Below are 5,625 nucleotides of genomic sequence, written 5' to 3'. Positions count from 1 at the left end.
TTGCGTTCCTCCTTGAGTACATCCCCGACCGCATCTATTTCAAAGACCGAAGGGGCCGCTTCATCGGGGGAAGTCGCTCCCTTGCCCGGTACTTTGGCTTTGAGCGGGTTGAAGACCTCATCGGGAAAACCGACTTTGACCTCTTTTCCTCTCCCCATGCCGAAGAGGCTTACGCCGACGAGCAACGCATCATGGAAACAGGAGAAGCTATCATCGGCAAGGTCGAGCGGGAAACCTGGCCCGATGGACGCATAACCTGGGTACTCACGACCAAGGTTCCTCTCCGGAATGAAAAAGGGGAAATCATCGGGATTGTGGGAGTTTCAAAAGACATGACCGAGCTCAAGGAAAAAGAAGAGGCTCTCGAAAGAGAACGGCAATTCCTGAACAGCGTCTTTGAGGGAATCCAGGATGGGCTTTCTGTCCTCAGCCGGGATCTCACCATCCTCCGGGTGAACTCTTTCATGGAGCGCCTTTACGAAGACGCCATGCCTCTTGTGGGGAAAAAGTGCTACGAAGCCTACTACAATCGCCAGGTTCCCTGCTTTTTCTGTCCCACAATCCCTGCCATGGAGACCAAGAAAAAGGTAACCCACATTGTCCCCTACACGAGAAAAGGCGAGGTTGCAGGATGGCTTGAGATCACCGCGTATCCTTTTACGGATAGAGACGGTAACGTCCTTGGTGTCATTGAGTACGTCAAGGATGTCACCGACCGCGTGAGGGCTGAAGATGCTCTCCGGGAAAGCGAGCGCAAATTCCGAACCCTCACCCGTCTTGCTCCGGCAGCCATCATCATCTACCAGGGTGGCCGCTTCGTGTGGTGCAATGAGGAAACCGAGCGGCTCACCGGCTACACCCAGGAAGAACTCCTCTCGCTTCCCGTGGACTCTGTGGTTCATCCCGACTTCAGAGAGCGAGTGCGAAGGAACGCTGCCCTGCGAGAGGAAGGGAAAGAAGCGGAAACCCAGTACGAGGCGAAAATCATCCGCAAAGACGGGGAGGAACGGTGGATTCTCATTCGAGGGGCTACCATCCGCTACCAGGGACAGTATGCCGGTCTTGCGGTGTGCCTTGACATCACCAAGGAAAAGGAGCGAGAGGCCCGGCTCCTCCACCTGAACTCCGTCCTCAAATCCGTTCGTAATGTGAACCAGCTCATCACCAAGGAGAAGGATAGGGAACGCTTGGTCCAGGGGGTTTGCCGGGAACTCGTTGAAGGATGTGGGTACACTGGCGCCTGCGTGGTGCTTTTCCCAAAGGATGACAAACCCCCGCTCAAGTTAGCCTTAGGATTCCCCCAGGAGGCTTTTGAAGCTTTCAGTGCAACGTGTAGCCTTGAGGTGGCCCTTGAAGAGCTCCAGAAGTTCCCCGTAAAAAAGGTTCGAAAAATCTCCTCCGAAGACCCCTGTGGGATGCCTCTTGTTTCCCTCCTTCGCCCCGGGGAAGGGCTTTTCGTCGCCCCTCTTGAGTGGGGCGAGACCCTCTACGGGTTCATAATTGCCTCTCTCCCTCTCCCCTTCGTTGAGGATGAGGAAGAAGAAATGCTCTTTCTCGGGCTCTCCCAGGACCTCTCCTTTGCCCTGCACAGCATTGACCTTGAGGAGATTCGAGAGAAGGCTCGAAGAGCCCTCGAGGTGAGTGAGGAGAAGTTCCGGACCCTCGCCGAATCTCTTCCCGTGGCGGTGCTCATCCGGACCAGAGGGCAATGGATATACGCTAACCCCTTCGTTGAGGTCCTCACCGGGTACAAACCCGAGGAATTCCTGCAAGAAGAACTTTGGCAGGAGGTATCCCCAGAGGGTGCAGGTATCGTTACCAGGTGGGAAAAGGAGTCAGGGGTAATCCCCTTCGAGCAGGAATTCAGTCTCAGGACAAGGGGTAGCGAGCGCAAGTGGGTCCTTGCCCGTTTTACCCCCGTGCGGTACCAGGATGAAGAAGCCCTCCTCGTTCTCCTCCTTGACCTTACGGAACGGAAACTCGCCGAGGAACGCATTCGATACCTCACCTTCCATGATGTCTTCACCGGCCTCTACAACCGAACCTTCTTCGAGCAAGAAATGGTCCGCCTTGATGCTCCTGAGAATCTCCCCCTGAGCGCCATCATGGGGGATTTGAACGGTCTGAAACTTGTCAACGACACCTTTGGCCACGCCATGGGGGATGAGCTTCTTCGCCAGGCAGCGCAAATCCTCAGGCGAATGTGCGAGGAGAGAGGAATCGTTGCCCGGCTTGGAGGGGATGAATTCGTGGTGCTTCTCCCCCGCACCACAAGTCAAGAGGTACAGGCCCTTGGGGAACGTATCCAGGAAGAGTTTCGAAAGACCACGGTCGAATCCATCCCTCTGAGTATTTCCCTCGGTTACGGCACCAAGGTGGACCCTGAAGAGCCTCTTGATGACGTCATCCGCATCGCCGAAAACTGGATGTACCAGCGCAAACTCACCGAGAGCACGAGCTTCCACAACCAGGTTCTCCAGGCCTTCCGGGCGTCCCTGCGAGCCGTGACTCAAGAGACGGAGGAGCACTCCCAGCGGATTCGGGACCTTGCCCTGCGACTTGGAAAAGCCCTGGGGCTTTCCCAGCGAGAACTTGATGAGCTCAGTCTCCTTGCCGAGTTCCACGATATTGGGAAAATCGCCATTCCCCAGGGGATTCTTGAAAAGCCCGGTCCTCTGGATGAAGAGGAATGGGCCATCGTCAAAAAGCATCCCGAGGTGGGCTTTCGCATCACCCAGTCCATCTGGGAACTCTCTTCCATCGCCAACTACATCCTCTTCCACCACGAGCGCTTCGACGGGACAGGGTACCCCCGGGGCCTCAAGGGTGAGGACATTCCCCTTCTTTCCCGTATTATCGCCATCTGCGATGCCTACAACGTCATAGTTACCGGCCGTCCGTACCGAAAGGCAAGAACCAAAGAAGAAGCCATTGCAGAGCTCAAGCGCTCGAGCGGAACCCAGTTCGACCCTCGCATTGTTGAAGTTTTCATCAAGATTCTCGAGGAGTCCCAACCCCAAGATCCGTCGGCGCCCGCCCAAGGGACCGGAGAAGACTGAGGGTGGCAGCAATCTGTTCCTCCATGGTTTCCTGTACGTGCGCCCTCTGTGGGTAGAGATCGTACTTTGGGCGAAAGGCAAGAGGGGTAACGTTGAGCATGAGGGAATTCGCCCCGGCCAAAAGCCCAAGCCGCGCCGCCTGAGGGTCAAGGGTTTCGAAAGCAGTGGTAACGAGGATCTTTGCCCTCTCCGGGTCAACAATTCGGGCCACCGCAAGAGCATTGAGCACCCAAAAGGGAGGCGGAGGAGAGAAGGAAGAGAGAGGAGTCCCGGGGTGAGGAATGAAGGGACCGAAACTGTACATTTCCGCACCAAGGGATTTCGCAAGGAGAATGTCCTCAAGGATACCCTCAAGGGTCTGTCCCGGAAGACCGATGAGCCCTCCAGTGGCCACAAGGTACCCAAGCTCTAAGGCTTTCTCAAGGTGAGCTAAGCGAGTGGCAAGCGTGTATCCCGGATGGAGTTTCGCATAGAGGGAGGGGTTGCCCGTCTCAAAACGAAGCAGAAGCCCTCGTGCCCCTGCCTCGTAGAGCTCTTCAAGACCCTCAAGGCCCACCTCCCCAAAGCTCACAAAGATGAGTACGGCGTGCCGTTTTCTGATTTCCCGAACTATACGCGCAAGCTTCTCCACAGAAAGGCCAGGGTCCTCCCCGCTCTGGAGGACGAGAGCCTGGAAACCGTACACCTCAACAGCCTCAAAGGAAGCAGCAAGAATCTCCTCCTCCGTCATCCGGTACCGGGAAAGGCCTCGGTTGTGAAGGGAAAGACCGCAGTACGCGCAGTTCCGGCGACAGAAGCTTGAAATTTCAAGAATCCCATGCACGCAAGCGCCATTCCCAAGATTCTTCCGTCGCAGGAAATTGGCTACTTTATAGAGGTACTCTCGCTCCCTTGGATTCTTGAGGCGCAAAAGCGTCAGGAGTTCCTCCCTTGAGAGGGGACGTTCCTCGAGGGCCTTGTCCAGGATACGGAGAACGTTCCTTGCCACTCCGTTTCCCTCCACCGCGAGGCGGCTGAGGCGCAAATCGAGCTCCTGGAGTTCAAAAAACGTTTCCTTCCAGGTGGCAAGGACTTCCTGAGCCTCCTCGGGAGGAATAACCTTGATGACGAACCCTCCCTGGGCGTAGACGAAATCCCCCACCCGGAGGAAGGGCATCTCGTTGTACGCCCGTTTCCGTTCCCCAAAGTACTCAATCGTGGCCACCCGTCCATCAAGAGCCACAACCTGTCCAGGAATGGCGTAGCACACCCTTACTCCCCCTCAAAACCAAGAAGGCGCAGCTCCCGGGCTGGACTCTCCTCAACGGTAACCTCCGCTCCCTCAAGAATAGTCCCCCGGGCGCACTCGGCGAAAAAGTGCCGGAGGATTTCAGGGTCGATTTCGGTGAATCCCCCCACCCGGAGGTACACCCTGGTGACTTTTTGCATTCCCTCTTCCTCCGCACGCCGCAGGATATCCTCGAAAACTTCCCGAACAAGACGGAGCTCATGCACGCTGGAAAACCTCCTCAAGGTACGAAAGCACTGCCTGGGCAGCCTCTTCGACAGCTCTACTCAGCCCTTCCCCAAAAGATACATCCTGGGGCTCGATTCCCACAAAGAGAACGAGACAGCCCACCTCTTCAGCGATGAGGCGGGCAAGAACGGGCAGGGGAAACATGTGGGTGCTTAAGGTGGTGGCCACGATTTCTTCTTCCGAGAGCACCCGAACCTCCCCCGGGGTTCCTCCAAAGGAAGCCGCATCTACAAAGACAACTTTTGCCGGTCTCTCCCTAAGGATATCGTCCAAAACGCGCTCTGGAGTGAATCCCGCAAGAACAACCGAGAAAGAAGGAGAGGTGAATCGTGCTGCTCTCTCTCCGATGTACATCCCCACCCCGTCGTCCCTTCGGAGGGGATTCCCCACTGCCACAAGGACCATTTTGCCCTCGCTCGAAGGCTCAAGAGCTTTCCTTACCCTATCGTCCAACAAAGGAGACGTTGAGGAAATGGGTCGAACAGGAAATGCATGGGTCATAGGCCCGCACGAGCATCTCAAGAGCCAATCGAATTTCCTCGTCACTCCGGTCGAGGATTTCCGGAACGAGCTTCCGCATGTCGTACTCGATATTCCGGAGGTTTTGTCCAGTAGGAATAACGCAGTTGGCGTTCACGATACGGCCGTGTTCGTCAACCTCGTAGTGGTGGTACAGAGTCCCCCGAGGTGCCTCAACCGCCCCGACACCACTTCCAGCACGTACCGGGATGCGCTTCGCCTCATTGAGACCCACGACAATCTCCTCTTCGTAGTTGATACCCGACTGCAGGAATCCCTCAACAATCTCCCGGGCATGGTAGAGGCAGTGGAAGCACTCCACAAGTTGCGCAACGGTGTTGAGATAGGGATTGGTTACCTTGCGATTCATGCCAAAGAGGTCTCCAACCTCTTTCGCCTTTGGATGAAGCTTTCCGTAGTTCAGGTTGAGGCGAGCCAGAGCTCCCACCATGTAGGAATCCCGGCTCAGGCGGGTGTGCTTGGCGGTTGAGTGGGGAACGACGAACTCGTTGGTGATTTTCTGGTACTCTC

The 5,625-nt window shown here is 56.2% G+C and carries 4 protein-coding genes and 1 pseudogene (1 of these 5 only partly in view); 1 reads left to right on the top strand and 4 read right to left on the bottom strand.

The window, feature by feature from the left end; translation table 11 throughout:
- Positions 1 to 191 precede the first annotated feature (191 nt).
- Positions 192 to 3,059 carry a PAS domain S-box protein gene (locus H5U36_04190; protein ID MBC7217361.1) on the top strand — a complete coding sequence of 956 codons (2,868 nt, stop codon included), beginning with the start codon at positions 192 to 194 and terminating at the stop codon, positions 3,057 to 3,059.
- Here H5U36_04190 and hydE read toward each other — a convergent pair.
- The 4 genes and pseudogenes from hydE to H5U36_04170 all read right to left on the bottom strand — a co-directional run.
- Positions 2,992 to 4,308, bottom strand: coding sequence for a [FeFe] hydrogenase H-cluster radical SAM maturase HydE (gene hydE, locus H5U36_04185; protein ID MBC7217360.1), 1,317 nt, complete (start codon positions 4,306 to 4,308; stop codon positions 2,992 to 2,994). The two genes, H5U36_04190 and hydE, sit on opposite strands and share 68 nt — an antisense overlap.
- Positions 4,309 to 4,310: 2 nt before the next feature.
- A complete protein-coding gene (locus H5U36_04180) occupies positions 4,311 to 4,553 on the bottom strand; it encodes a hydrogenase maturation nickel metallochaperone HypA (protein ID MBC7217359.1) in 243 nt (80 codons plus the stop codon).
- The gene (locus tag H5U36_04175; GenBank protein ID MBC7217358.1) at positions 4,546 to 5,076 is read right to left on the bottom strand and encodes a hydrogenase 3 maturation endopeptidase HyCI; all 531 of its coding nucleotides are present in this window, start codon (positions 5,074 to 5,076) and stop codon (positions 4,546 to 4,548) included. Before H5U36_04175 ends, H5U36_04180 begins: the two co-directional genes overlap by 8 nt.
- Positions 5,018 to 5,625 (bottom strand): annotated as a pseudogene (locus H5U36_04170) (Ni/Fe hydrogenase subunit alpha) (it continues 737 nt past the right edge of the window). The gene H5U36_04175 and the pseudogene H5U36_04170 overlap by 59 nt, the downstream one beginning before the upstream one ends.

This window comes from Candidatus Caldatribacterium sp. (assembly GCA_014359405.1).
GTDB classification, from domain to species: Bacteria; Atribacterota; Atribacteria; order Atribacterales; family Caldatribacteriaceae; genus Caldatribacterium; species Caldatribacterium oleiphilum.
Note: the sequence above shows the minus strand (reverse complement) of the source record. Positions and strands in the feature narration are given on the sequence as shown.

Coding starts and splice junctions, on each gene's coding strand:
- H5U36_04190 (MBC7217361.1), top strand. CDS start 192: ATGGAAACAGGAGAAGCTATCATCGGCAAGGTCGAGCGGGAAACCTGG.
- H5U36_04175 (MBC7217358.1), bottom strand. CDS start 5,076: ATGACCCATGCATTTCCTGTTCGACCCATTTCCTCAACGTCTCCTTTG.